The 21,756-nt window shown below is 65.1% G+C and carries 17 protein-coding genes; 12 read left to right on the forward strand and 5 right to left on the reverse strand.

Features of this window, described 5'->3' with window-relative positions; translation table 11 throughout:
* Positions 1-97: 97 nt before the first annotated feature.
* The gene (locus tag D9599_RS07715; RefSeq protein ID WP_198380631.1) at positions 98-1,312 is read right to left on the reverse strand and encodes an NADP-dependent isocitrate dehydrogenase; all 1,215 of its coding nucleotides are present in this window, start codon (positions 1,310-1,312) and stop codon (positions 98-100) included.
* Positions 1,313-2,055: 743 nt separating this feature from the next.
* On the opposite strand from D9599_RS07715, the gene D9599_RS07720 reads away from it, so the two are divergent.
* The 12 genes from D9599_RS07720 to D9599_RS07775 all read left to right on the forward strand — a co-directional run bounded on the left by D9599_RS07720 (position 2,056) and on the right by D9599_RS07775 (position 17,491).
* A complete protein-coding gene (locus tag D9599_RS07720; RefSeq protein WP_198380632.1) occupies positions 2,056-3,483 on the forward strand; it encodes a right-handed parallel beta-helix repeat-containing protein in 1,428 nt (475 codons plus the stop codon).
* A gap of 112 nt (positions 3,484-3,595) precedes the next feature.
* Positions 3,596-4,783 carry a Gfo/Idh/MocA family protein gene (locus D9599_RS07725; RefSeq protein ID WP_198380633.1) on the forward strand — a complete coding sequence of 396 codons (1,188 nt, stop codon included), beginning with the start codon at positions 3,596-3,598 and terminating at the stop codon, positions 4,781-4,783.
* Positions 4,780-5,913, forward strand: a complete 1,134-nt coding sequence (locus tag D9599_RS07730; protein ID WP_198380634.1) for a DegT/DnrJ/EryC1/StrS aminotransferase family protein — start codon at positions 4,780-4,782, stop codon at positions 5,911-5,913. The genes D9599_RS07725 and D9599_RS07730 overlap by 4 nt, the downstream gene beginning before the upstream one ends.
* A 32-nt stretch (positions 5,914-5,945) precedes the next feature.
* On the forward strand, positions 5,946-6,605 hold the full coding sequence (locus D9599_RS07735; protein WP_198380635.1) for a sugar transferase: 660 nt from the start codon (positions 5,946-5,948) through the stop codon (positions 6,603-6,605).
* 152 nt (positions 6,606-6,757) lie between these two features.
* Complete coding sequence (locus tag D9599_RS31900; RefSeq protein WP_198380636.1) at positions 6,758-7,558, forward strand: glycosyltransferase; 801 nt, start codon at positions 6,758-6,760, stop codon at positions 7,556-7,558.
* A complete protein-coding gene (locus D9599_RS07745) occupies positions 7,555-8,589 on the forward strand; it encodes a GNAT family N-acetyltransferase (protein WP_198380637.1) in 1,035 nt (344 codons plus the stop codon). The genes D9599_RS31900 and D9599_RS07745 overlap by 4 nt, the downstream gene beginning before the upstream one ends.
* Positions 8,590-8,613: 24 nt before the next feature.
* Entirely contained in the window at positions 8,614-9,996 is a 1,383-nt protein-coding gene (locus tag D9599_RS07750) for a hypothetical protein (RefSeq protein ID WP_198380638.1), read from the forward strand.
* Positions 9,993-12,227 carry a Wzz/FepE/Etk N-terminal domain-containing protein gene (locus tag D9599_RS07755; RefSeq protein ID WP_198380639.1) on the forward strand — a complete coding sequence of 745 codons (2,235 nt, stop codon included), beginning with the start codon at positions 9,993-9,995 and terminating at the stop codon, positions 12,225-12,227. The genes D9599_RS07750 and D9599_RS07755 overlap by 4 nt, the downstream gene beginning before the upstream one ends.
* A 122-nt stretch (positions 12,228-12,349) precedes the next feature.
* On the forward strand, positions 12,350-14,014 hold the full coding sequence (locus tag D9599_RS07760; RefSeq protein ID WP_198380640.1) for a lipid II flippase MurJ: 1,665 nt from the start codon (positions 12,350-12,352) through the stop codon (positions 14,012-14,014).
* 14 nt (positions 14,015-14,028) lie between these two features.
* Complete coding sequence (locus tag D9599_RS07765) at positions 14,029-15,444, forward strand: nucleotide sugar dehydrogenase (protein ID WP_232480248.1); 1,416 nt, start codon at positions 14,029-14,031, stop codon at positions 15,442-15,444.
* 30 nt (positions 15,445-15,474) lie between these two features.
* Positions 15,475-16,206, forward strand: coding sequence for an FkbM family methyltransferase (locus D9599_RS07770; protein ID WP_198380641.1), 732 nt, complete (start codon positions 15,475-15,477; stop codon positions 16,204-16,206).
* 121 nt (positions 16,207-16,327) lie between these two features.
* A complete protein-coding gene (locus tag D9599_RS07775; protein WP_198380642.1) occupies positions 16,328-17,491 on the forward strand; it encodes a polysaccharide biosynthesis/export family protein in 1,164 nt (387 codons plus the stop codon).
* Here the strand turns inward: D9599_RS07775 and D9599_RS07780 are convergent.
* The 4 genes from D9599_RS07780 to D9599_RS07795 all read right to left on the reverse strand — a co-directional run.
* On the reverse strand, positions 17,476-18,234 hold the full coding sequence (locus D9599_RS07780; protein ID WP_375373041.1) for a 4'-phosphopantetheinyl transferase family protein: 759 nt from the start codon (positions 18,232-18,234) through the stop codon (positions 17,476-17,478). The two genes, D9599_RS07775 and D9599_RS07780, sit on opposite strands and share 16 nt — an antisense overlap.
* Positions 18,212-19,501 carry a hypothetical protein gene (locus D9599_RS07785; protein ID WP_198380644.1) on the reverse strand — a complete coding sequence of 430 codons (1,290 nt, stop codon included), beginning with the start codon at positions 19,499-19,501 and terminating at the stop codon, positions 18,212-18,214. The genes D9599_RS07780 and D9599_RS07785 overlap by 23 nt, the downstream gene beginning before the upstream one ends.
* Positions 19,498-20,778 carry a cytochrome P450 gene (locus tag D9599_RS07790; protein WP_198380645.1) on the reverse strand — a complete coding sequence of 427 codons (1,281 nt, stop codon included), beginning with the start codon at positions 20,776-20,778 and terminating at the stop codon, positions 19,498-19,500. Before D9599_RS07790 ends, D9599_RS07785 begins: the two co-directional genes overlap by 4 nt.
* On the reverse strand, positions 20,775-21,756 hold a 982-nt coding region (locus D9599_RS07795; protein WP_198380646.1), incomplete at its 5' end, for a non-ribosomal peptide synthetase. The genes D9599_RS07795 and D9599_RS07790, both read right to left, overlap by 4 nt.

Consider the following 21,756-nt stretch of genomic DNA (forward strand, 5'->3'; position numbering starts at 1 on the left):
CATCTTCCTCCGGAAGCTTCCAAGAAGGGTGCCATGACGCGGAAAGGGGCGGGGCCTTCCGGCGCCCGCCCCCTTCAGTTCGCGCGGCGGCCCTGAATCAGGCGCGGGCCTTCTGCAGGTTCTCGTCGAGCTTGGCGAGGAAGGCCTGGGTGTTGAGCCAGGGCTGGTCTTTGCCGATGAGGATGGCGAGGTCCTTCGTCATGTGGCCGGCCTCGACCGTCTCGATGCAGACGCGCTCGAGGGCGTCCGCGAAGTCCACCACGTCGGGCGTGTTGTCGAACTTGCCGCGGTAAGCCAGGCCGCGCGTCCAGGCGAAGATGGAGGCGATCGGGTTGGTGCTCGTCTCCCGGCCCTTCTGGTGCTCGCGGTAGTGGCGGGTGACGGTGCCGTGGGCGGCTTCCGACTCGACGGTGTTGCCGTCGGGGGAGAGCAGCACGGAGGTCATGAGGCCGAGGGAACCGAAGCCCTGGGCCACGATGTCGGACTGCACGTCGCCGTCATAGTTCTTGCAGGCCCAGATGTAGCCGCCTTCCCACTTGAGGGCAGAGGCGACCATGTCGTCGATCAGGCGGTCCTCGTAGGTCAGGCCGCGCTTCTCGTACTCGGCCTTGAACTCCTCGTCGTAGATCTTGCGGAAGATGTCCTTGAAGGAGCCGTCATAGGCCTTGAGGATCGTGTTCTTGTGGCTGAAGTAGACGGAGTAGTTCCGCGCCAGGCCGTAGTTGAAGGAGGCGCGCGCGAAGCCCTCGATCGACTTGTTGAGGTTGTGGATCATCATCGCGACGCCGCCGGTGGCGGGCATCGGGAACTCGCCGATCTCCTGCGGCTGACCGCCCTCGGGCGTGAAGGTCATCTTCACGGTGCCGGCGCCGGGCACCTTCATCTCGACGGAGCGGTAGATGTCGCCATAGGCGTGGCGGCCGACGACGATGGGCTTGGACCAGTGCGGCACCAGGCGGGGCACGTTCTGGCAGATGATCGGCTCGCGGAAGATCGTGCCGTCGAGGATGTTGCGGATGGTCCCGTTGGGGGACTTCCACATCTTCTTGAGGTTGAACTCCTTCACCCGCGCCTCGTCCGGGGTGATGGTCGCGCACTTCACGCCCACGCCGTACTGCTTCGTGGCGTTGGCGGCGTCGATCGTCACCTGGTCGTCGGTCTGGTCGCGGTACTCGACGCCGAGGTCGTAGTACTTCAGGTCGATGTCGAGGTACGGAAGGATCAGCTTCTCCTTGATGAAGCCCCAGATGATCCGCGTCATCTCATCCCCGTCCATCTCCACGACAGGGGTCTTCACCTTGATCTTGGCCATTCCGGTCCTCGCAGGCTCACAGGACGGGCGCTACCCGCCGGGAAAGGGGGCGGGCTGGGCCCGCGTCGATTGGGAGCCAGGGGGAGCCCCCCGGCGGCGGCCGGACATTCGCACCCGGGCGGCACAGGGGCAAGGCGGGGGCGGGGACTTAGTGCCCCTTTGGCAATGTCCCGGCGAGCGTTCACATGATCGTCGGCGCGGGGAGCCGCCGATGGTTGCAGGTCCTTGCCCTGCCGTCCTCAGCGTGGTGGCGCCTGATCGTGGCGGGGAAGGCAGGCGTCGGGCCCGTGGGGCAGCGCCACTCGTTACCACGCCCGTGGTCACAGGGGAGTTGGAACAGCGATCCACGCCGGCAAGCCCGAGGAAACGACACAAATCTACCGGCAGATTAATCCGCCATTAAAACAGAACGATTTGCTAAGTAATATCCAAAAGGTGGTAAGCGTCGTGGCCTTAGCTGCCTTTGATTGTGGAGCAGTTGCAGTTATTCAACCTAAGCAGTTCAGTATATAACCGGTATCTTCTGCAAACCGTACCAGAGAAACCGTTAACATTTTTTATAGGATTGCTGCCCGACCTCAAATACGTTTGGGACACGCAAGGTAGGTGACCAGACCCAAAGGCATGATCCTTTGGCATAACAAAAAAGCACCGGGAGGGCGTTCAGCATGCAACGCTGTGGCAGCGCTGTCGGTGACGGCCTAGAAATTCCCGTGCCCTGCATTCTCCCGAGCGAAATTCTCATGGAGAAGCGGCAGCGGGTGAATTCGGTTTCCGAAGCGCGGCGAGCCATCCAATCTTTTCTCCCTGGACTGGATCGCTCGCCGGTTCCAAAAACGGGCGGAACGCGGCGAAACCCTGCCGGCGCCAATGCGGCTTTCCTGAACGGTCTCGCCGCCGCCGCTTTCGCGCAACTTCTCCTGTTGCTGCCGAGCGGCGCCAGAGCAGGCGACTGGTATGTCGACGGCCGGGGCGAGTCCTCACCGTTCGCCTCGCTGCCACAGGCGCCTTGGCAGAGCTTCGCCGAGATCGACTGGTCACGGGTTGGGCCAGGCGACACAATCCACATCGTGGGCGATGCCTGCAGCCCGGGATACCGGGAGACCCTGGTGGTGGGTGCGAGCGGCAGCAGCACCGCCCCGCTCGTCATCTCGGGCATGTCGCAACCCGGTCGCGGGGATCCCGTGATTGACGGCGAAAACCAGCGTGCATCCGGTGTGGTGCTGCGCAACCGTGACAACGTCATTGTCCGCAGACTTGCGATCCGCAACCACGCGGCTGCCGGCATCAGTATCCAAGGAGCACGCAGCGGGGTTGTCGTCGAGCGAAACAGTATCTTTTCGGGCGATCCGGGCGGCGGAAACGCGCGGGGGATAGATGCCCGGGAAAACCGGGGCGAGGACGCCCTGATCGTCCGCGAAAACTACTTCAGCACCCCAGATAGCAGCGGGGCACAAACGGACGGAATTTATTCCATGGACAATGACGGTGTCCTGTTCGAGCGCAATCGCATCGTTATCTCGAACGGCGACACTTCCGGCCATAGCGACGGTTTTCAGTCCTTTCAGGATAAAGGCATACGTGTCTATGGCAATTGGTTCGAGCAGGCGAATACCGCTGCCACTGACAACCATGGCGTGTGGATGTCCAATGGGCGCGAAGGCGGCAACATTGATTTTCGGAATAATGTTATATTCGTGCGTCATCTAGCCCAGGATTCGGCGGTTACGCATTACCGATCGAGCGGATGGACGGAGCGGGCAGGTGTCAGCATCACGCAAAACACCATCCTCGGCGGTGGCCGAGCCCTGAACCTCGCTGATTCGCCGCAGGCAGAGGTCCACGGCAACATCATCGTTCCCGCAGAGGGAGGCACTCCCGTGGTGCTCCTCGGGCAGGCACCGCCAGCGGGAAGTATCGACCGCAACCTCATATGGGTGTCGGGCAGAATTGTCGGCCGGGAGGAGGCGCAGTCCTTCTCCTGGGATGAATGGCAACAGCGCGGCTACGACACGCATGGAATGAACCTCACGCTGCCATCGGTGCCGCGGACCATGCAGGACCTACAGGCGGCTGCGGCGCTCCTCCCAGGCAGCTACGGCGCGCCCGGCGCCCTTCTTCCCCCCGCACACGCCGACCCACCCGCAGGGCCCTGCGCGACCGCACCATAGTCGATCGCGCGACCCACCCAGCAACCGAAGGCGAACGGCTTCTCCACGTGAAGCAGGCGGTGGCGCATGCGCGCTGCGCCCTGTGTACCTCTGGACAAGGGATATGAGTTCCATGGTCGCGAAGAAGACTGGCGCACAGGTTATGCCGCAGCGGCTTACGACAAACGCCGTAGCCTCTCGCCGCCGCGGCAGCGCGGTGCCCGTGCAGAACGGCGTGCGGGTCGCCGTCGTCGGGTGCGGCTACTGGGGTTCCAAGCACGTGCGGGTGTTGAGCGCGGCTCCCGGTGTCGCCGGCATCACCCTCGTCGAGGCGAACCGGGCGCTGGCCTTGTCGCTGCAGTCAAGCTTCCGCGCCGTCACCGTCTGCGACAGCCTCGAGGCGGCGCTGCCACATGTGGATGCCGTCGTGATTGCTACCCCGCCGCGCAGTCACGCCGAGTTGGCGCTGACGGCCTTGCGCGCCGGAAAGCACGTGCTGGTCGAGAAGCCGCTTGCCACCTCCAGCGCGGAGGCCGCCCTTCTTCTGCAGGAGGCGCGCCGCACGGGCACCGTGCTGATGGTCGGGCATACGTTCCAGTTCAATCCGGCCGTCCGCGAGCTGCGCCGCCGCCTGCTTGCCGGGGATTTCGGCACGATCCACTACATCCACTCGGCCAGGCTCAACCTCGGCCTCTACCGGCCGGACGTGAATGTGGTGTGGGATCTCGCCCCCCACGACATTTCTATCCTGAACTTCCTGCTCGGTTCAGCGCCGAGAACGGTCGATGCCTGGAGCGCATCCTTCGCCTTCGGCGGCGTTGAGGACGTGGCATATATCCGGCTGGAGTACGACAACCCCAAGGTTGTCGGCTACGCCCATCTCTCCTGGCTGGACCCGCGCAAGACGCGCACCGTCACCGTCGTCGGCAGCAAGAAGATGGCGGTGTACGACGATCTCGCGGAGGAGCCGCTGAGGATCTTCGACCGCGGCGTGCAGGGTTGCGAGGATGCTGCTCCATCGCATGAGCGACCCGCTATCTATCGCTACGGCGACATCGTCGCGCCACATATCCGGCCGGATGAGCCGCTTGCGCTGCAGGACCGGCACTTCGTCGATTGTATCCTGCAGGGCATCGAGCCCGAGACGGGGGGCGAGCACGCGCTCGGCATCATCTCCACGCTCGAGGCTATTGACCGCTCCATCGGCCGGCGCGGTGTGGAACTGCCCGGCCTGCAGCCCCGGGTGGCCCTTCACACGGAACCCAGTCTGCCCGGTGTCGCGCTGGTACCGACCAGCATTGCTGCGGAGATCCGGCAATGACTATCCCCTTTCTTGACCTCGGCGCGATGCACGCCGAGGTAGCGCCGCAGATAGAGGCCGCGTGGCGCGAGGTGAGCGGGTCGGCGCGCTTCGTCGGAGGACCCTCCGTCGAGGACTTCGAAGCGCGCTGGGCCGCCTATTGCGGGACGCGGCACTGCGTCGGGGTAGCGAACGGAACGGCTGCCCTTGAGCTCGCGCTCACGGCTCTCGGGATCGGCCGCGGGCACGAGGTCATCGTTCCCGCGAACACCTTCATCGCAAGCGCGGCCGCGGTTGCCGCGACAGGCGCGACGCCGGTCTTCGCGGATGTGGACCCGCCCACGCTGCTTCTGACAGCCCAAAGCATCGCGCCGCATCTGACGCCCCGGACCTCGGCGATCATGGTTGTCCATCTCTACGGCCAGCCGGCCGATATGGACGCCATCAACGCGCTTGCCTCACGAGTGGGCGTCTGCGTGATCGAGGACGCGGCGCAGGCCCATGGGGCGACCTGGCGCGGCCAGCGGGCCGGCGGGCTTTCGACAGTCGGATGCTTCAGCTTCTACCCCGGTAAGAACCTCGGCGCCTTCGGTGACGCCGGTGCTGTCGTCACGAATGATGCCGTGCTTGCCGAGCGGATCCGCCAGCTGGCAAATCATGGACGGTGTCAGGATGATCCCTATCGCCACGATATACTCGGCGACAATCAGCGGCTGGACTCCCTGCAGGCGGCCATTCTCTCAGCCAAGCTGTCGCGGCTGGACGCTTGGAATGCGGCACGGCGCCGTGTCGCGCGCCTGTACGCGGGGGCCCTGGAAGGCCTGCCTGTAAGGCTCGTGTCCGTTGCGGAGGGCGCCGTCAGCAGCCACCACTTGGCGGTCGTGCGCACGCCGGAGCGGACAGGGCTGAAGCAGGCCCTGGCGAGTGCGGGCATCGCGACGGGCATTCACTATCCCATTCCCTGCCACAAGCAAGCGCCTTTCCTGGCCCGGCGCCGCGAGGCGCTGCCCGTCAGTGAGCAGGCAGCCGGCGAAATCCTCTCGCTCCCCATGTACCCGCATCTCACGGAAGGGCAAGTCTTCCAGATTGCCGAGGCAATCGCGAGCTTCGCAGCCATGCCCGTTGCCGCCATGGCCGGAGCGAGGTCGTGATTCGGGCGCCGCTCACGCCGGAAGAGGCCGGCATGCCACCATCATCGCGCGTCTGGAGCAGCCAGCCGTGCCAGTCGGAGCGGGCAAAGCGGGTGCTCGACGTCACTGTCGCCGTGCTCGCTATCCTGCTGTGCCTGCCGCTTATGCTGCTCGCCAGCCTTGCGGTCCTCCTCTCGGGGCCTGGTCCGATCCTGCTGAGGCAGGACCGGATAGGCAGGTATGAGAAGCCCTTTCAGATGTTGAAGTTCCGGACCATGCACGTGGAGGCAGATGATCGCCGCCTGCGGGAGATGAACACGCGCGAGCTGAAGGGCGAGGAGCCGGACACCAGCGACGGCGTTTTCAAGCTGCAGGACGATCCGAGGATCACGCCCGTGGGCCGATGGCTGCGGCACTTCAGCATCGACGAGCTGCCCCAGCTCTTCAACGTGCTGCGCGGGGACATGTCGCTGGTGGGGCCACGCCCCTCCCTGCCCTGGGAGGTGGACCTGTTCACTCCCGAGCAACGGCAGCGCCATGCCTGCCTGCCGGGGATGACGGGCCTTTGGCAGGTGAGCGGGCGCAACCGTCTGTCGATGCCCGAGATGCTCAAGCTCGACATAGTCTATCTCCGTTCCCGCTCCCTGTTGCTTGACCTTCGGATCCTGGCACGCACACCGGCCGCTGTACTGCTCGACAGGAGCGTCAGATGAAGTCGCAGGACAGGTCGCTCCTTCTGGTCGCCTCGACCGGCGGGCACCTCGCGCAGCTCCATGACATAGCCGACCGGCTTCCGCACGGCGGCAGGAGGCGCTGGGTCACCTTCGACGGGCCCCAGGCTCGCACGCTCCTGGCTAAGGAGGACGTGGCCTTCATCCCCTACATTGCGGAGCGCGACGTGGCGGGCGTCGCGCGCGCCCTCCTTCACGCGCGGCGGCTGGTTGCGGAGACGCTGCCGGTGCGCGCCGTGGTGAGCACCGGGTCGGCGATCGCTCTCGCCTTCCTGCCTTACGCGGCCGCGCGAGGGATACCGGCGCACTACATCGAGAGCGCCGCGCGGACCGGCAAGCTCTCCATGACCGGGCGGCTGCTCAGTGCCGTGCCCGGCGTGCACCTGTACCGGCAGTATCCGCAGGCCGCCGGAGGCCGTTGGCGGTACGCCGGATCGATCTTCGACGGGTTCGAGCCTCGTGCCGCGTCACCGCGACCCGTGCGGCGCATCGTCGTGACGCTTGGTGCGTCGGCGCGTTTCCGCCGATTGCTGGAGCGCCTGACGGCCATCATCCCCACCGGCGCGGAGGTTCTCTGGCAAACAGGCGACACGCCGACAGAGGGGCTGGGAATAGAGCCGCGTCCTTTCATCCCGGCGCAGGCGCTGTCCGCCGCCATGCAAGCGGCGGACGTCGTCGTGGCTCATGCTGGGTGCGGTTCAGCGCTGGCCGCGCTCAAGGCCGGCAAACGCCCGGTTCTCGTGCCGCGCGAGCCGGGCGCCGACGCGGTGGTGGATGCCCATCAGCAGGAGATAGCCACCTGGCTGGAGGCGAGGGGCCTGGCCGTGTCCCGGACGGTCGGCATGCTGAAGCTCGATGCGCTGCAGCAGGCTTCCTCTTGGAAGGTCGAGCAGAAATCGACCGTCCCGACATTCCGGCTGGAGGGCATCGGATGACGTCGCTTCTCCTGGATGTGGGCACTGAATCATTCTGGAAGATGATCGTAGGCAACCCGATGGGCAGCCTGTTCTCCTCGCCACCCTGGACGCGAGCTGTCGCGCGCACTTATGGCTTCCCGATCTCCGCGGTAACACATGCAGGCCGTTCCGACGCGGGCTCGGCGCTCCTGTTCACGCATGTATCTGATCTGCGCGGCGAGCGCATCGTCTCGGGCCCGTTCTGCGACTACTGCGATCCGCTGGCGGAGAGCCGTGAGGCGTGGGAAGCACTCGTGGATCCGTTGCTGAGCCAGCGCCTGCCGATCACACTTCGCTGCCTGAACAATGCACTCCCCGCCGAAGACAAGCGCTTCGATATCGCCGGGCGTGCCGCCTGGCACGGCGTCGATCTCACCCGTTCGGAGGCCGACCTCTGGAAAGGCTTCGATGGCTCCGCGCGGCAGAACATACGCAAGGCGCAGCGCCTAGGTGTGACGGTGCGCCAGGGGCGGGGCTTTGCCGACTTACATCTCTTTTTCGATATGCACTGCCGCGTTCGAAAGGAGAAGTACCGGCTCCTTCCACAGCCGTTCCGGCTGTTCGAAGCGCTCCATGAGGAGTTCTCGCCGGAGGACCGGGTTATCACCCTGCTGGCGGAGCAGGATGGCAAGGTCATCGCCGGAATTCTGTTCCTCATCTGGGGCGACACACTGTACTACAAGTTCAACGCCTCGAGTTCGCGGGAGGCCTGCCCCAACGATCTCCTGGTCTGGGAAGGCATTAGGCTCGGGCAGCAGCGCGGGCTGGTGCGGCTGGATTTCGGCGCTTCCGATTACGCCCAGCCCGGCCTGCTCCGCTACAAGGCGAAATACGCGACCGAACAGCGCGAGATCGTCCGGCTGCGCTGGCAGCCGCCCGGGCTCAGGGATCCGCGCGCCGAGCAGGCCGGACGAACCCTTGCTCGCGTAACCGACATTCTGACCCGGCCCGAAGTACCCGACTTCATCACGCGTGAGGCGGGGGAGGCCCTTTATGGGTGCTTCTGCTAGTCTTCTCCCGCTGAGGCCACGGTGATGGAAGGTCTTCTCCTTCCGGCGATGGCCGGTGCGGTGCTCTTTGGCGCTGTTGTCCGCTGGCCGCTGCTGGGCGCGTGCCTGTTCCTTCTTTGCAATCCCCTTATTGTTGGCATCGCGCGGGGCGAGTTCGCGATGTTCATGCGGCCGAATGAAGCGCTGCTCCTCTTCCTGCTTGCCGCCATGGCGGTACGGCTTCTGCTGCTTCTTCTTGGAGGGCGCCTCGGACCGACGGCTATGGACCGCATGGACGTCGCCCTGCTCCTTTTGGTCCTGACGGGATCGGTGCTCCCTCTTCTGTGGCAGGGGGCGCGCGGGGTCGCCTCGTCGCTCGATGATGCGCTGTACGCGGTAGTCATGGTCAAATACTACGCACTGTTCCGGTTGTTTCGGGCGGCGGTCCGCGACGAGCAGGATGTGCAGATCTGCCTCCGGGTAGCGCTCTTCGCGGCCGCGGTCGTGGCTGTGCTGGCGATGCTGCAGGTGAGCCATCTGCTCGGTGTCGCCGAGTTCCTTCTCACCTACTATGATCAGCCGTTCGAAGGGCACGCCGATCTCCTGACGGAGCGTGCGACCTCGACGATCGCATCGTCCTTCGGGCTCGGGGATCTGATGATCGTGAGCTTGGTCACGGCGCTTGCGCTGCGTCGCATCGCCGGGCGCGGGCGCTGGCTCCTGAGCGTCTCCGCCTTGCTGTTCCTGTTGGGATGCGTCGCGGCTGGCTCGTTCTCCGGCTATATCGGCCTTGCCGTTGCTCTCTTGAGCTTCGGCTTACTGACAGGCAGCCTGCACCGGCTCGTCCCCGTTGCCGCGGCGGCTGCGCCGGTCGCAGCGCTCTTCTTCTGGCCGGTCGTCGAGAAGCGGCTTGAGGGATTCGAGAGACCATCGGGCCTGCCGCACAGCTGGGAAGGGCGGCTCGAAAACCTGCGGCGCTTCTTCCTGCCGGACCTCATGTCCGGGAACAACTGGCTGCTGGGCGTTCAGCCCGCGCCGCGTGTTCCCGCGCCGGAGACATGGCGAAGCATGGTCTATATTGAGAGTGGGTATATCTGGCTTCTCTGGATCGGCGGTATTCCCTTCCTGCTCGCCTTCCTCTGGTTCGTAGGGGTGGGGCTCGCTCACCTCAGGCAGGTAGCGGCCCTGCGTGCGGACGCGGTTGGCTCCGCTGCGCTCGCTTCCTTCTGCGCCCTGCTCGTCGTCGTGGCGCTGATGCTCTTCGATCCGCACCTGACGGTGCGTGGCGGCGCAGACATCCTGTTCCCGATGCTGGCTCTGTCGCTGGCACCGCGGGGAGCCGCGGGCGCATCCGCTGCGGCGGTCGCAAGGACATCACCTCCGGCGGCCTTGCCCAATGGGTGGAGGAGGATGGCATGCGAGCCGTGAGCCCGCTGCTGCCAGCCGGCATGCCGCCATTCCCCGTCATGCCGTCGCCGTCGCAGGGCGAGGTGAGCCTCGCGGGCGTAATGGGGGCGATCAGGCGGCGGAAGCGGCTGATCTGGGGCGTTCTGCTCCTGATCAACGGGCTCACGGCCGTCACAGCGCTGGTGCTTAAGCCGCAGTACACAGCGACTGCCACGGTCATGATCGATCCCGCCAATTTCCAGTCGCACGACGCAGCGGGCGGGGGGCGCTATGCCGGCGGGCAGGAGATCGACCCCTCATTGTTCCCAACTCAGATCAATCTGCTGAAATCGACCCCTCTCGCAGAAAGTGTGATCACGACGCTGGGCCTCGCAGGCGATGAAGAATTGCGGCCTAGTGTTCCCCTGCTCACGCGGCTTCGGGGTTGGATGCTCGAGTGGCCCGTGACAGCGGCAATCGTCGAAGTTCTGCCCGCACCCGCTGCGGAAGCACCGCGCTCGGCAGCGCAGGCCGCCGTTCCAAAGTTCCTTGATCGGCTCGGGGTAAGCCAGCAGCGAGAGTCGCGCATGATCTCCGTGTCGTACCGGTCCGGCGATCCGGCGTTGGCGGCAACCGTCGCCAACACGCTCGTGCAGCAGTACATTGATGGGCAGGTAGCCAGCAAGCTGACCTCCATAGAGCGTGCCCAGCGCCTAGCCAGCGATCGGCTGGCTGAGGCGCAGCGGAGCTTGCAGGAGGCCGAGATTGCCGCCTCCGCCTACATGCTGGCCAACGGGCTGCCGCGACCGGGCAGCAACAGTGCACCGGATGCGCAACAGCCGGCCAGCCTGAGACGGGAGCTGGCGGCGGCGCAGGGGGAGCGCGCAGCCAGGGAGGGACGGCTGGCGCAGCTCCGCGAAATGATGGAGCGCGGTGCCAATCTCCTGTCGCTTCCGGAGGTGGGTAGCTCCGTCACTATCCAGAATCTCCAGCAGCAGGCGGCTGCCTTGCGGGCACAAGAAGCGCAGGCCGCGGCCATCTATGGCCCGAACCATCCCGAACGCCTGCAGGTCACCGCGCAGCGCGAGAGCATTGCTGCGCGCATCAACGAGGAGGTGCAGGTGATCGTCCGCGGCATCCAGGACGAGGTGGGGCGGGCGCGGCTCCGGGAGCAGCAACTGGCGCAGGCACTCCGGCAGAGCAATGACCTGTATGTCGCATCGGAGAGCGCCTCCATTCGGCTGAACGAGCTTACGCGGGTGGTCGATACCCGCAGTACGGCCTATCGGGCGATCCTTGCGCGGCTTGCGGAGCTGGAGGAGCAGCGTGACGCGGTGCAGCCCCAGGCGGCCGTAATTGCCGAGGCAACGGTGCCGCAGGGCCGCAACTCTCCGCGCCTGCTTACCATCTTCCTCATGGGGCTGGGCGCCTCCCTCCTCCTCTCTCTGAGCGCCGCCGCGCTCGCGGAGCATCTCGACTCCAGCCTTCGGGGGGCGGGCGACGTGGAGCGGGCGCTGGGTGTGCCGAGCCTCGCCCTTGTGCCACGCGTGAAGCGGGGCTGGCGACGCGAGGAGCCGCATCATCACGTGCTCGCCCGCCCGTGTTCGCCCTTCACCGAAGCTGTCCGAGCGCTCGGCCTCGGCGTTCGGCAGGCGGCGCGGCCCAAGTCCGCGAAGGTCTTGCTGGTGACGTCGAGCGCCCCGGGAGAGGGAAAGACGACGCTCGCCATCAGTATCGCTGCCCTGGAAGCGCGTACCGGGCGCACTGCCATCCTGGTCGATCTCGACCTGCGTAGCTCAAGCGTCGTGGAGCGCCTGCACCTTCGCCGGCAAGCCGGTGTCGTTGAGTATGTGCGTGGTGAAGCTGCCCTCGATGAGATTGTTCAGCCTGTGGCGGGCCAGGAGCGGCTCCACGTCATTTCCGTTCGGGAGCAGGTTGCCGATCCGGCAGCCATTCTGAGCTCACCACGCATGGAGGAGTTGGTTTCCGTGCTGAGGCAGCAGTACGAACTGATCGTGCTCGACGTTCCTCCAGCTCTCGGAGTGGCCGACGCACAGATTGTGGGGCAGCTCGCCGATGCTGCCCTGTTCGTTGCTCGATGGGGGGTGACGACCGAGGCGACGGCGTCCAACGGGTTGGCTGTGCTGGAGCGTGCCGGCGTCAACGTCGTCGGATGCGCACTTACGCAGGTGGATCCGCGGCAGCAGGCACTCTACGGGTATCACGACACCGGCTCCTCCTCCGGTGTCCGGGCCAGGTACCTCCTGCGGTGACGCCCCGGGAGCCGTCCTGCCGGCCTGCCGTCACCGTTGGGCAGAGTGAGCCGCCGGCCGGTACCCTGCACGACCGGCACGCCTCCATGGCGCGGGGGGCGGTAACGGTGGCCGCCTGTGTTATGGTGAGCCGCATCACCGGTTTTGGCCGAGTTGCGGCGACGGCGGCGGTACTCGGCCCGACCTTTTTCGGGAACCTGTTCCAGTTCGCGAACCTGATACCATTCATGGTCTTCGGCATGCTATCCGGCTCGCTCATTCCGGCAATCCTGGTGCCGATGCTCGTGCGGCGGCTCGACATGCAGGACAGAGCTGGGGCCGAGCGTCTGGCAAGCGGCTTTCTTGGTCTGCTGCTGGCGATCTTTGCAGCCGTGACGGCGCTCGGGATCCTCATCACCCCGCTTCTCCTTCGGATCATAGCGCCTGTCGTAGAGCAGAGTGCTGACCAAAGTGGACAGCTGCATACCTACTGGCTGCTGATGGGTATGATGTTTCCACAGCTGCTGTTCTACGCAGTTTCCGCCGTATGCACGGCCGTACAGCAAGCACATGGCCGCTTTGCCCTAGCGGCTGGGGCAACCGCCGTCGAGAACGTCGGTACGGCAGCAGTGGTTGGCCTTTCGGCGTTCCTTTTCGGAAGAGGTAAGGAGATTGGCGAGGTAGGCCTGGCGCAAGCACTTGTGCTGGGGCTGGGAGCAACCGGCGCAGTCGCTGCTTGCGCGGCCCTGCAGTGGTGGGGCGCCCGCCGTGCCGGTGTGCGCCTCGTCCCGTCGAGCGGCTGGCGGGATCCTGAGATCCGGGCTCTGTTCCGGACCGGGGTTGCCTCCGTCGGCTATGCTTGCCTATCGATCCTCAGCCTCTTTGGCATGCTGAGCATAGCGAGCCGCGTGCCGGGCGGCGTGGCGGCGTTCCAGATTGCGCATGCCTTCGTGCACCTGCCGGTGGCTCTTACCGCCAGCTCAGTGGCTGCAGTCCAGTTGCCGGAGCTGGCCCGATCCTTCCGCAATCGTCAACAGGTTGAATTCGTTGCCACGTACCGCTGTGCGGTGCGGCTTGTGCTCTTCGTCATGCTTCCGGGAAGTCTGTTGCTGGTGACCATCGGGCCGGCCCTCGCCCGCGCGTCTGCCTTCGGTGAAATGGCGACGGCCTATGGCGTGTCGCTGATTGCGGCCTGCATCGCCGGTCGCGGACTGGGAGCGGTAGGAGAGGCCGTCTTGGTCGTCGCCACTTCCGCCTCCTATGCACGGCGGGACGCCGCTTCACCGTTGCGGGCCAATGGCCTGCTGTTCGCCGTAAACGTCGTCGGGATGGGGCTGGCGAGCATGATGGGCGGCGGAGTGGCGCTCCTATTGACATTGGCGATAGCGGCGACGGCGTCCAGCAGTCTCGCTGCACTATACCTGCACCACCGCCAGCTTCGCGGCGGCGCAGCGTCCGGCCGAGGCTGGCTGCGTGCAGCGGCGGGAGAGATGGTGCTCTCCCTCGCCGCTATGGGGCCTGCATGGCTGATCATCGACCGCGCGGCAGGCCACGTAAGCGGGCCTTGGGAGGGAATCCAGCTGGCGGCAGGGGCGGCCCTGGCGGCGGCGCTGACATACTTGTTCATTCAGTTCGTGCGGGGCTCCGAGGATATGGCGCTCCTCTTGCCCCTGCTCGGAAGGCTGAGGCGGGGCTTGGCAAGGCGGCGCGCCGGCGCCGCGACAGTCCGCTTCATGCGCCCAGGCGCACGTAGTGACGACCATCGTCCAGCGGCCTGCCAGCCAGGCGGCTCATCCGTGAGATCATGAAAGGGGCAGATCAAATGGGTACCATGCTCAGCGTCCCGCTCTCGACGTCCGGGATGTTTGCCGATGCCGGGCCGGTCATGCAGGAGGGAGAGACCGTCGCCGAGCTAAAGGCAGTCCTGCGCGAGAAGGTGGTCTCTTGTTCCGCCTCGGTTGGGGTGGTCGGGCTGGGCTATGTGGGACTTCCGTTGGCGAGAGCGATCGTCGATGCCGGCTACCACGTCATCGGCTTCGACACGGATCCGGCCAAGGTGGACCAGCTCAATGCGGGACGGTCCTACATCAGCTATATCCCTGACGAGGTGATCGCGGGGCTGCGTGACGGCAGGCGGTTCGAGACGACGGGCGAGATGGCGCGGGTGCGGGAGCTCGACGTCATCATCATCTGCCTTCCAACGCCGTTGACGCCGAACCGTGAGCCGGATCTATCCTTCATTGTGCGGAATGCGGAGGCCATGGTTCCGTATCTGCGTGCGGGCCAGCTTGTCGTCCTGGAGTCGACGACCTTTCCCGGGACCACATCGGAAGTCCTCCTCCCCATCCTGGAGAGGTCTGGGCAGCGCGGGGGAGAATCCCTGTTCGTGGCTTACTCGCCTGAGCGGGAGGATCCCGGCAACGCCAACTTCACGACAAGCAACATTCCGAAGATTGTCGGTGGGCAGGACTCTTTTGCGACGGAACTGGCCTGCGCCTTCTACTCACGTGTCGTGCACAACGCGGTCGCCGTCTCTTCAACCGGCACGGCCGAGGCGGTGAAGCTGACCGAGAATATCTTCCGCGCGGTCAACATCGCGCTTGTCAACGAACTCAAGCTTGTCTTCGAAGCGATGGACGTGGACATCTGGGAAGTTATCGAGGCGGCCAAGACCAAGCCTTTCGGATTCATGCCCTTCTACCCAGGGCCGGGCCTCGGCGGACACTGCATTCCGATCGATCCTTTCTACCTGACCTGGAAGGCGCGTGAGCACGGGATTGTCACCCGCTTTATCGAACTGGCCGGTGAGATCAATACGGCCATGCCGATCTATGTCGTCGGGCGGCTTGCTGCGGCGCTGGACGAGCGGTTCCGTAAGGGGCTGAACGGAGCGAGGATCCTGGTGCTCGGCGCGGCGTACAAGAAGAACGTTGATGATATACGTGAATCCCCAGCCCTCACGATCATGGAAATTCTTGAGCGGCGAGGATCGATCGTGTCCTATCATGATCCGTTCGTGGCCGAGATTCCGGTGACCCGCCAGCACAAGCAGCTTGCGCGGCGCAGGTCAATCGCGCTGAGTGCCGACGAGATCGAGCATCACGATGCTGTTCTGGTTGTCACGGATCATGACGATCTCGACTATGAGCTGGTGATGAAGAAGGCGCAACTGGTTGTCGACACGCGGAATGTCATGCGTCGTCGGGCGGGCGATGGTCCGAACCTGGTTCGCGCCTGAGGGAGAGACTTCGGACGGAGGAATCGAGGCATGCGCAGCGTACTGAATGAATCGGGGCACGAGGCCATCTGGTACCTGACCAACAAGGTCATGTGGTGGCGCCGACTTCATTCGCCGGAGGTCAAGCGGCAGCTGCGCATCTTTGGCGACCGTGTGCGCTACCAATGGCCGGTGCTCGCGAATTCTCTCAGTCCGTCGTCCGTCGTCTACTCGTTCGGCATCGGGACGAATGCGACCTTCGAACTCGGCGTGGTCGCCGAATGCGGGAGCAGGGTCTTTGCATTCGATCCTACGCCCCGATCGGCGGAATGGGCTGCTTGCCAGCGTTTTCCGCCGCAGTTCCGGTTCATCGAGGTCGGGATTGCCGCGAAGGATGGGGAGATTGAGTTCTTCGCGCCGGCGGCCGAGGACGACATCAGCTACTCGGCTTACCGGGAGGATGGTCGTTCGAGTGGGTCTGTGCGGGCCCCGGTGCGCAGCCTGCGATCAGTCATGAGCATGCTTGGCCATGCACGAGTCGACCTTCTGAAGATGGATATCGAAGGAGGCGAGTACGATGTCGTTCGCGAGATGGCGAGGGATGATATCCGGCCTGACCAGTTGCTGGTCGAGTTTCACCAAGGCTTCTATGGCTTCACGCCGGATGACACCCGCCAGGCGGTAAGGACCTTGCAGGACATCGGATACAGGCTCTTCTGGGTGTCGGATCGTGGCTTGGAGTATGGCTTCGTTTCTTCAAACGCGGGGACGCAGGCTGCTTGAGCGGCGAAATGCCCGGCAAGCGTCAGTAGAGAATGTGGCACCCGGCGGGGCAGCTCTCGGAGGCGAGATGGCAAGGGTTCCTGTAAGGATCGGCCCGGCGGTAGCAGCAACGGTGTTGTGCTTGCTGCCACTGCTTGGCGGCTCGTCCGCTCTGGCGCAGGAGGCATATCGGGTTGCGAGCGGCGACGCGCTGGAGGTGCATGTCGGTCAGCTGCCTGAGCTCAACCGGCGCGTCACCGTCAATATCGATGGGAATATCGCGCTCCCCACGATCGGCGCAGTGAGGGCCGACGGGTTGCCGCTGGAGGAGATCCGGCTCGCAATCGCGAAGCGGCTTGCACAGGGCGGCACACTCATCGATCCGCAAGTGCTCGTCGACGTAGCCCAGTTCCGGCCAGTTTACGTGAGTGGGGATGTGTCCAAGCCCGGCGAGTACGAGTTTCGCCCGGGCCTGTCCATCCGCCAACTCGCCTCGCTTGCAGGGGGGTATGATGTCCTGAATTTTCGATCATCGAACCCGATGGTCCAGCTGCCCGACTTCAGGGCGGAACGGGACGGCGCCTGGCTGGAGCTCACGAGGCAGGAGATCCACATCGCCTTCCTGCAAGCGGAGCTGGACGGCAGGCAGGCGCCGTCCCTGCCCAGGCCGGATGATTTCCCGATCCCGGAGTCCGCATTCATGAACGCCGTGGAGCTGGAGACGAAGCTGGCCCAGGCACGGGCGGCCGGCCGTGAGAGGCAGCGCGAGTACCTGCGGCGGGTCATCTCGCTGAGTACGGAGCAGGTGGCGGCGCTGCAGGAGCAGCGGCGGCAGGAGGAGGCGACAGTCCGCCAGATGACGGAGGATCTTGGGCAGTCACAGTCTCTTCTTAGTCGCGGCCTTACTTCAGTGACGCGCGTCCAGGAGAACCAGCGGTCCATTTCGCTGGCACAGTCCCGCGCCGCGGAAGCGACCGCGAATATCGCCCGCGCCGGCAGGGAGCGGGAGGAGTACTCCCACCGCCTGCGCAGCCTCGACGAGGAGCGCAGGGCCGAGGTGCTCGAGGAGGTCGAGAAGGGCAGAGCTCTGGCGCAGATGCTGCGGGTGCGGGTCGCCGCCGCGAATGAGAAGTTGCTCTATGCCGGCGCGCTACGCTCCCAGCTGCTGCGCGGTTCGAGGGGGACGGTCATCTTCGTCGTGCATCGGCGTGACAAGGGCGTGATTCAGCGTCTCCCGGCGGACGAAGACACCGTGCTCCTGCCCGGCGACGCGGTCGAGGTGACGCTCAGCTACGAAGCTGGATGACTTGCTGCAAGCGCTGGGGTCGGGAGTGAGCGAACATTCAGGTGCCAGTCGTTTCCCTGTGCCACCACGGCTGCGTGGTAGCGGAGCGCCGGCTCAAATACCTGGACCGACCATCCGGCACAGGCACCCGATAGGCGGCCTCCGTTGGGTGTGAGGGCGATGTCGACGCTGTCGAGCGGAAGTGCAAGTCCGTAGCCACGGGCCTTCAGATAAGCCTCCTTGCAGGTCCAGGTCTTGAAGAACGCTTCTGCCTGTTGTGCCGCAGGAAGTGAGTTCAGAGCACGCGCTTCGGATCGTGAGAAGAAATGCTCGGCGACCTCATTGCAGGGGAAATCCGAATGGCGGTGCTCGATGTCGCAGCCCACCTCTCGGCCGTGCGCAACAGCGAGGAGCATGAGGCTTCGCGAGTGGGAGAGGCTGAACTTGATCTCTTCACCCTCTACGAATGGTTTGCCGTGGGGTCCGGAAACAAGGCGCAGTCGCTCCGGAGGAGCGCCGAGGTAAGAGGCAAGGGTTTCACGCAACCGGCCGTGGCGAAGAATATAGCTTCGTCGGTCTCGCTCGAAGCGGAACTGCGTGGCACGGCTGCGCTCGTCGTCCGACAACATGGCGGCTAACCGCTCGATTGAGGCTGCGTCTTGCAGGTCGCTGCAGTACACGTCCACGGCTGCCTTGTACGTACTTCTCGGGATTGCGCTGCTGACGAGCCGGCAGGACGAGCTATTTGTAGCTTGCGTCGCCATCGTACTCGGACGGATCCCAGCGATCCGGGTGTCTCAGTTCAGTATCGAGCGCGGGATCTGCGGCGTGGTAGTAGAACGACCAGGCAGGTTTCCTGACGCGATAGGGTGCGATCCTGTCGAAAGACTGCATCTTCTCCAGCCCGCATCCGTGATGTTCGAGAAGGTAGTTGTCTCCTGCATTGAGGCGGCGAAGTGCCGTGCGAAGCAGGCCGGGGAGGAGGTCCTGGCCGAACTCGATGCTTTGGTAGTCCACAAGTTTCACGCTGCGCAGGCCATTCGGTCGGGTATGCTGCCGGAGCACACAATAGGCTCGTAGCAGCCGATCTCGAGAGGCGGTGAAGATCCATATCCGATTTGCTCGCTTGGGGATGGCGAAGTGCCAGGACAGGGCTCGCCTATCGCGCAGAGCGAGCAGCTTATCAGGATTTTGCAGCAGCAACTCCTCCCAGAAGGCGTCGAACCGGGAGTCGAAGTCCTGCGCTTCCTCAAAGCAGAATGATGGCGGGTTCGGTGGTAGGCTGGCGGAGAAGCAGGCGTCCTTCACGCGCAGGGCGGCGGCCAAGGGTAGCGCCAGGAGCTTTGGAAAGGGAGCGCCCCTAGAGGCCAGCGCCTTATCCGCGACATCCCGGTACTGCAGGACCTTGCAGGCGGCGGTTTCCCAGTCGCCGGTAGGAACGCGTGTGGCGTAGCTGGTCCAAATCGGTGTCGCGTCGGCGCCCACCTTGGAGCTGATGAAGAGTTGTGCTCTGGGCTGGCTGAAATACTCATCCATCAGCATGGGTGCGCAGCCGCGATACTCGGGGAGGACGGCCCAGCAATGGCCGTTGGCGCAGACCAGTTCCTCGCCACGGAAACGGTAGAGGGAAGGGATGTTGTTGAGGGAACCGACGATCCGGCCTGACCTGTCCTCCAGCACCCAGCCGACCGGCCAATGCTTCCCTAAGCGCGACCAGAGAGGATTGTTCAGGAAGAGGTTGCGGCGATCGTCATCGGGCAGGCTGTCCGGGAAGAAGGTGGACTCCAGCTCGCGGATCTGTTGGTGATCGTCGAAGCAGGCCTGTCGCAGGCGAGGGGGAGGCAAGCGGACCAGTGGTGCGGGAGGCGCTGGCGGCTGACTGGACGGACGCCAGGCTTGGCCCGTTTGAGCGGCGCTCGTCGGCTTGGTCCTGGCGACCTCCGCAGGATGACCCGGGAAGGCGACGTTTCCCGAAAGCAGGTCTTCCCGAAGGGAGCAATCAGCCTCGGGGCGCTGTGCGGCGTCGGTCATCGGACCTCCGCGCCCGCGGCCCCTTGGCTGCGAAAGGAGATGTGAAGCGCCTCGAGGCCCCGTAGGCCGAGGTTTTCGCGCCAGACCAGCGGATTGGGCTCCAGCGCAATCTCGGGCAGCCTTCGGAGCAGCGTCGTGAAGGCGATCTCGCCCTCAAGGCGAGCCAAGGGGGCCCCGAAGCAGAAATGTGCGGCCCAGCCAAAGGCCAGGTGGCGGTTGTCCTTCCTGGTGAGGTCCAAATCGTCAGGGTTCGCGAAGCGCGCTGGGTCGCGGTTCGCGGCAGCCATGACGGCCATGACCGGGTCGCGGCGCCGGATCTGCTTGCCGCCGAGAACCACGTCGGCGGGCGCGAGGCGTGCTGTGTGCTGGCTCGGGCTCTCGTAGCGCAGCAACTCCTCCACCGCTGATGGCGCGATCGAAGGGTCATCCCGAAGACGTGCCATCTGTTCGGCGTTCCGGAGCAGCGTGAGCAGTCCGTTGCCGATCAGGTTCGTCGTCGTCTCCTGGCCGCCTACCATGGTGACGATGACGTTCGCGATCACCTCATCCTCGGTAAGGCGTGCGCCTTCGATTTCCGCCGCGAGGAGCGAGCCAAGGAGTCCGTCGCGGGGCCGGCGCTCCTGCTCGCGGATTGCGGAGCGGAAATAGGCCGTCATCCCCTCGACGCTGCTCAGCACACGGCCTGCGCGGTCGGGATTGTGCTGAAAGTTGCCAAGCACTTCCGCGTAGTCGGCCGACCAGGCCTTGAGCTGCTCGTGATCCGCTGCGGGGACGCCGAGAAGCTCTGCTGTAACGATTGCCGGCAGCGGGGCCGCGAAGTCGGCCAGCACGTCCATGCGTCCGGCCGGCACCACGCGGTCGAGCAGACGGTTGGCGACATCTTGGATATGCTCGCGCAGCCTCTCGGCACGCGTCGGCGTGAAGGCGCGGGAGCAGAGACTTCTGAGCCGCGTATGGGCCGGCGCATCCATGAAGAGCATCTGCTGGATCATCACCCGGGCGATTGGCTCAAGCGCGTCGAGGCCGAGTGAGTTCAGCTGTGCCGGCGTGGGCGTGCGGTCCGCGGAGAAGCGGTGCAGCACGGTCTGGACATTTGCGTAGTCCGTTACCACCCAGGCGCAGAGGAACGGATCCCAGAACACCGGATCCTTCTCCCGCAGCCTGCGGTAGAGCGGGTAGGGATTGGCGAGGACCTCCGGATCTAGGAGGCAGTAGAGGCTCATCGCTGGATCAGGACGGGGTTGCGCCAGCGGGGCGGCGATGTCCATGGCCGTCATGGGGTAACGGCCACTTTCTGGCTCGCACCGCTCGGCGCTTCCCGCTTCTGGGTCACCAGCTGATCGACGACCAGAGCGAGTTCGGCGACTGTTGGCGCCTTGAAGAGCTGGCGCAGGGTTAGTTCCACGCCGAACGCCGAGCGCACATGCATGACCAACTGGGTACCGAGCAGCGAATGGCCGCCCATGAGGAAGAAATGGTCGTCCGCCCCGATATCGTCCATATGCAGGAGGTCGGACAGGATGCGTGCCAGCCTGCACTCAGTCGGTGTCGTCGGTGGACGGCTCACCATCGGATTCAGGCTGTTGTGCATCGAGGGTTCGGGCAGGGCGCCCCTGTCTAGCTTGCCGCTCGTCGTCAGGGGCAGAGAGTCGAGCCGGACAAAATCCGTCGGCAGCATGTAGTCGGGAAGCCGTGCCGCCAAGAAGTCTCTCAATTCCCGGCCGGTCGGCTCCATACCGCTCGCGGGGAGGATATAGGCCACGAGGCGCCGCTCGCCGGCGGGGCCGTGCCCGACCACCGCACTGGCTGCAACCGCCTGATGAAGGTTGAGCACGGCCGCAACCTCGTTGGGCTCGATCCGATGCCCGCGGATCTTCTCCTGACCATCGATGCGGCCGCAGAAGGCGATCTGCCCGTCGGACAGCAAACGGCCGAGGTCGCCCGTTCGGTACAGCCTGCCGTCCGGTGTGCGCCCAAACCGGTCCGGAACGAAGCTCTGTGCCGTGAGAGCTGGTTGGCCGCGGTAGCCGCGGCCCACGCCGGCACCACCGATCCAAATCTCGCCCGCACTTCCCTGCGGCACGGGTTCACCGCGCTCGTCCAGCAAATGGATCTGGACGTTGGCGATAGGCTTTCCGATGGGTGGTTGTCCCTCCGCCCGGAGGCCTCGCTGGATCTGGCCGGAAGTCGCCACCACCGCGCACTCGCTTGGCCCATAGTTGTTGACGACCGTGAACGGAAGGTCGGGACGCGGG

This window comes from Roseomonas sp. KE2513 (assembly GCF_016107305.1).
GTDB lineage: Bacteria > Pseudomonadota > Alphaproteobacteria > Acetobacterales > Acetobacteraceae > Roseomonas.

Coding starts and splice junctions, on each gene's coding strand:
- D9599_RS07715 (WP_198380631.1), bottom strand. CDS start 1,312: ATGGCCAAGATCAAGGTGAAGACCCCTGTCGTGGAGATGGACGGGGAT.
- D9599_RS07720 (WP_198380632.1), top strand. CDS start 2,056: ATGGAGAAGCGGCAGCGGGTGAATTCGGTTTCCGAAGCGCGGCGAGCC.
- D9599_RS07725 (WP_198380633.1), top strand. CDS start 3,596: ATGGTCGCGAAGAAGACTGGCGCACAGGTTATGCCGCAGCGGCTTACG.
- D9599_RS07730 (WP_198380634.1), top strand. CDS start 4,780: ATGACTATCCCCTTTCTTGACCTCGGCGCGATGCACGCCGAGGTAGCG.
- D9599_RS07735 (WP_198380635.1), top strand. CDS start 5,946: ATGCCACCATCATCGCGCGTCTGGAGCAGCCAGCCGTGCCAGTCGGAG.
- D9599_RS07745 (WP_198380637.1), top strand. CDS start 7,555: ATGACGTCGCTTCTCCTGGATGTGGGCACTGAATCATTCTGGAAGATG.
- D9599_RS07750 (WP_198380638.1), top strand. CDS start 8,614: ATGGAAGGTCTTCTCCTTCCGGCGATGGCCGGTGCGGTGCTCTTTGGC.
- D9599_RS07760 (WP_198380640.1), top strand. CDS start 12,350: ATGGTGAGCCGCATCACCGGTTTTGGCCGAGTTGCGGCGACGGCGGCG.
- D9599_RS07765 (WP_232480248.1), top strand. CDS start 14,029: ATGGGTACCATGCTCAGCGTCCCGCTCTCGACGTCCGGGATGTTTGCC.
- D9599_RS07770 (WP_198380641.1), top strand. CDS start 15,475: ATGCGCAGCGTACTGAATGAATCGGGGCACGAGGCCATCTGGTACCTG.
- D9599_RS07780 (WP_375373041.1), bottom strand. CDS start 18,234: ATGGCGACGCAAGCTACAAATAGCTCGTCCTGCCGGCTCGTCAGCAGC.
- D9599_RS07785 (WP_198380644.1), bottom strand. CDS start 19,501: ATGACCGACGCCGCACAGCGCCCCGAGGCTGATTGCTCCCTTCGGGAA.
- D9599_RS07790 (WP_198380645.1), bottom strand. CDS start 20,778: ATGACGGCCATGGACATCGCCGCCCCGCTGGCGCAACCCCGTCCTGAT.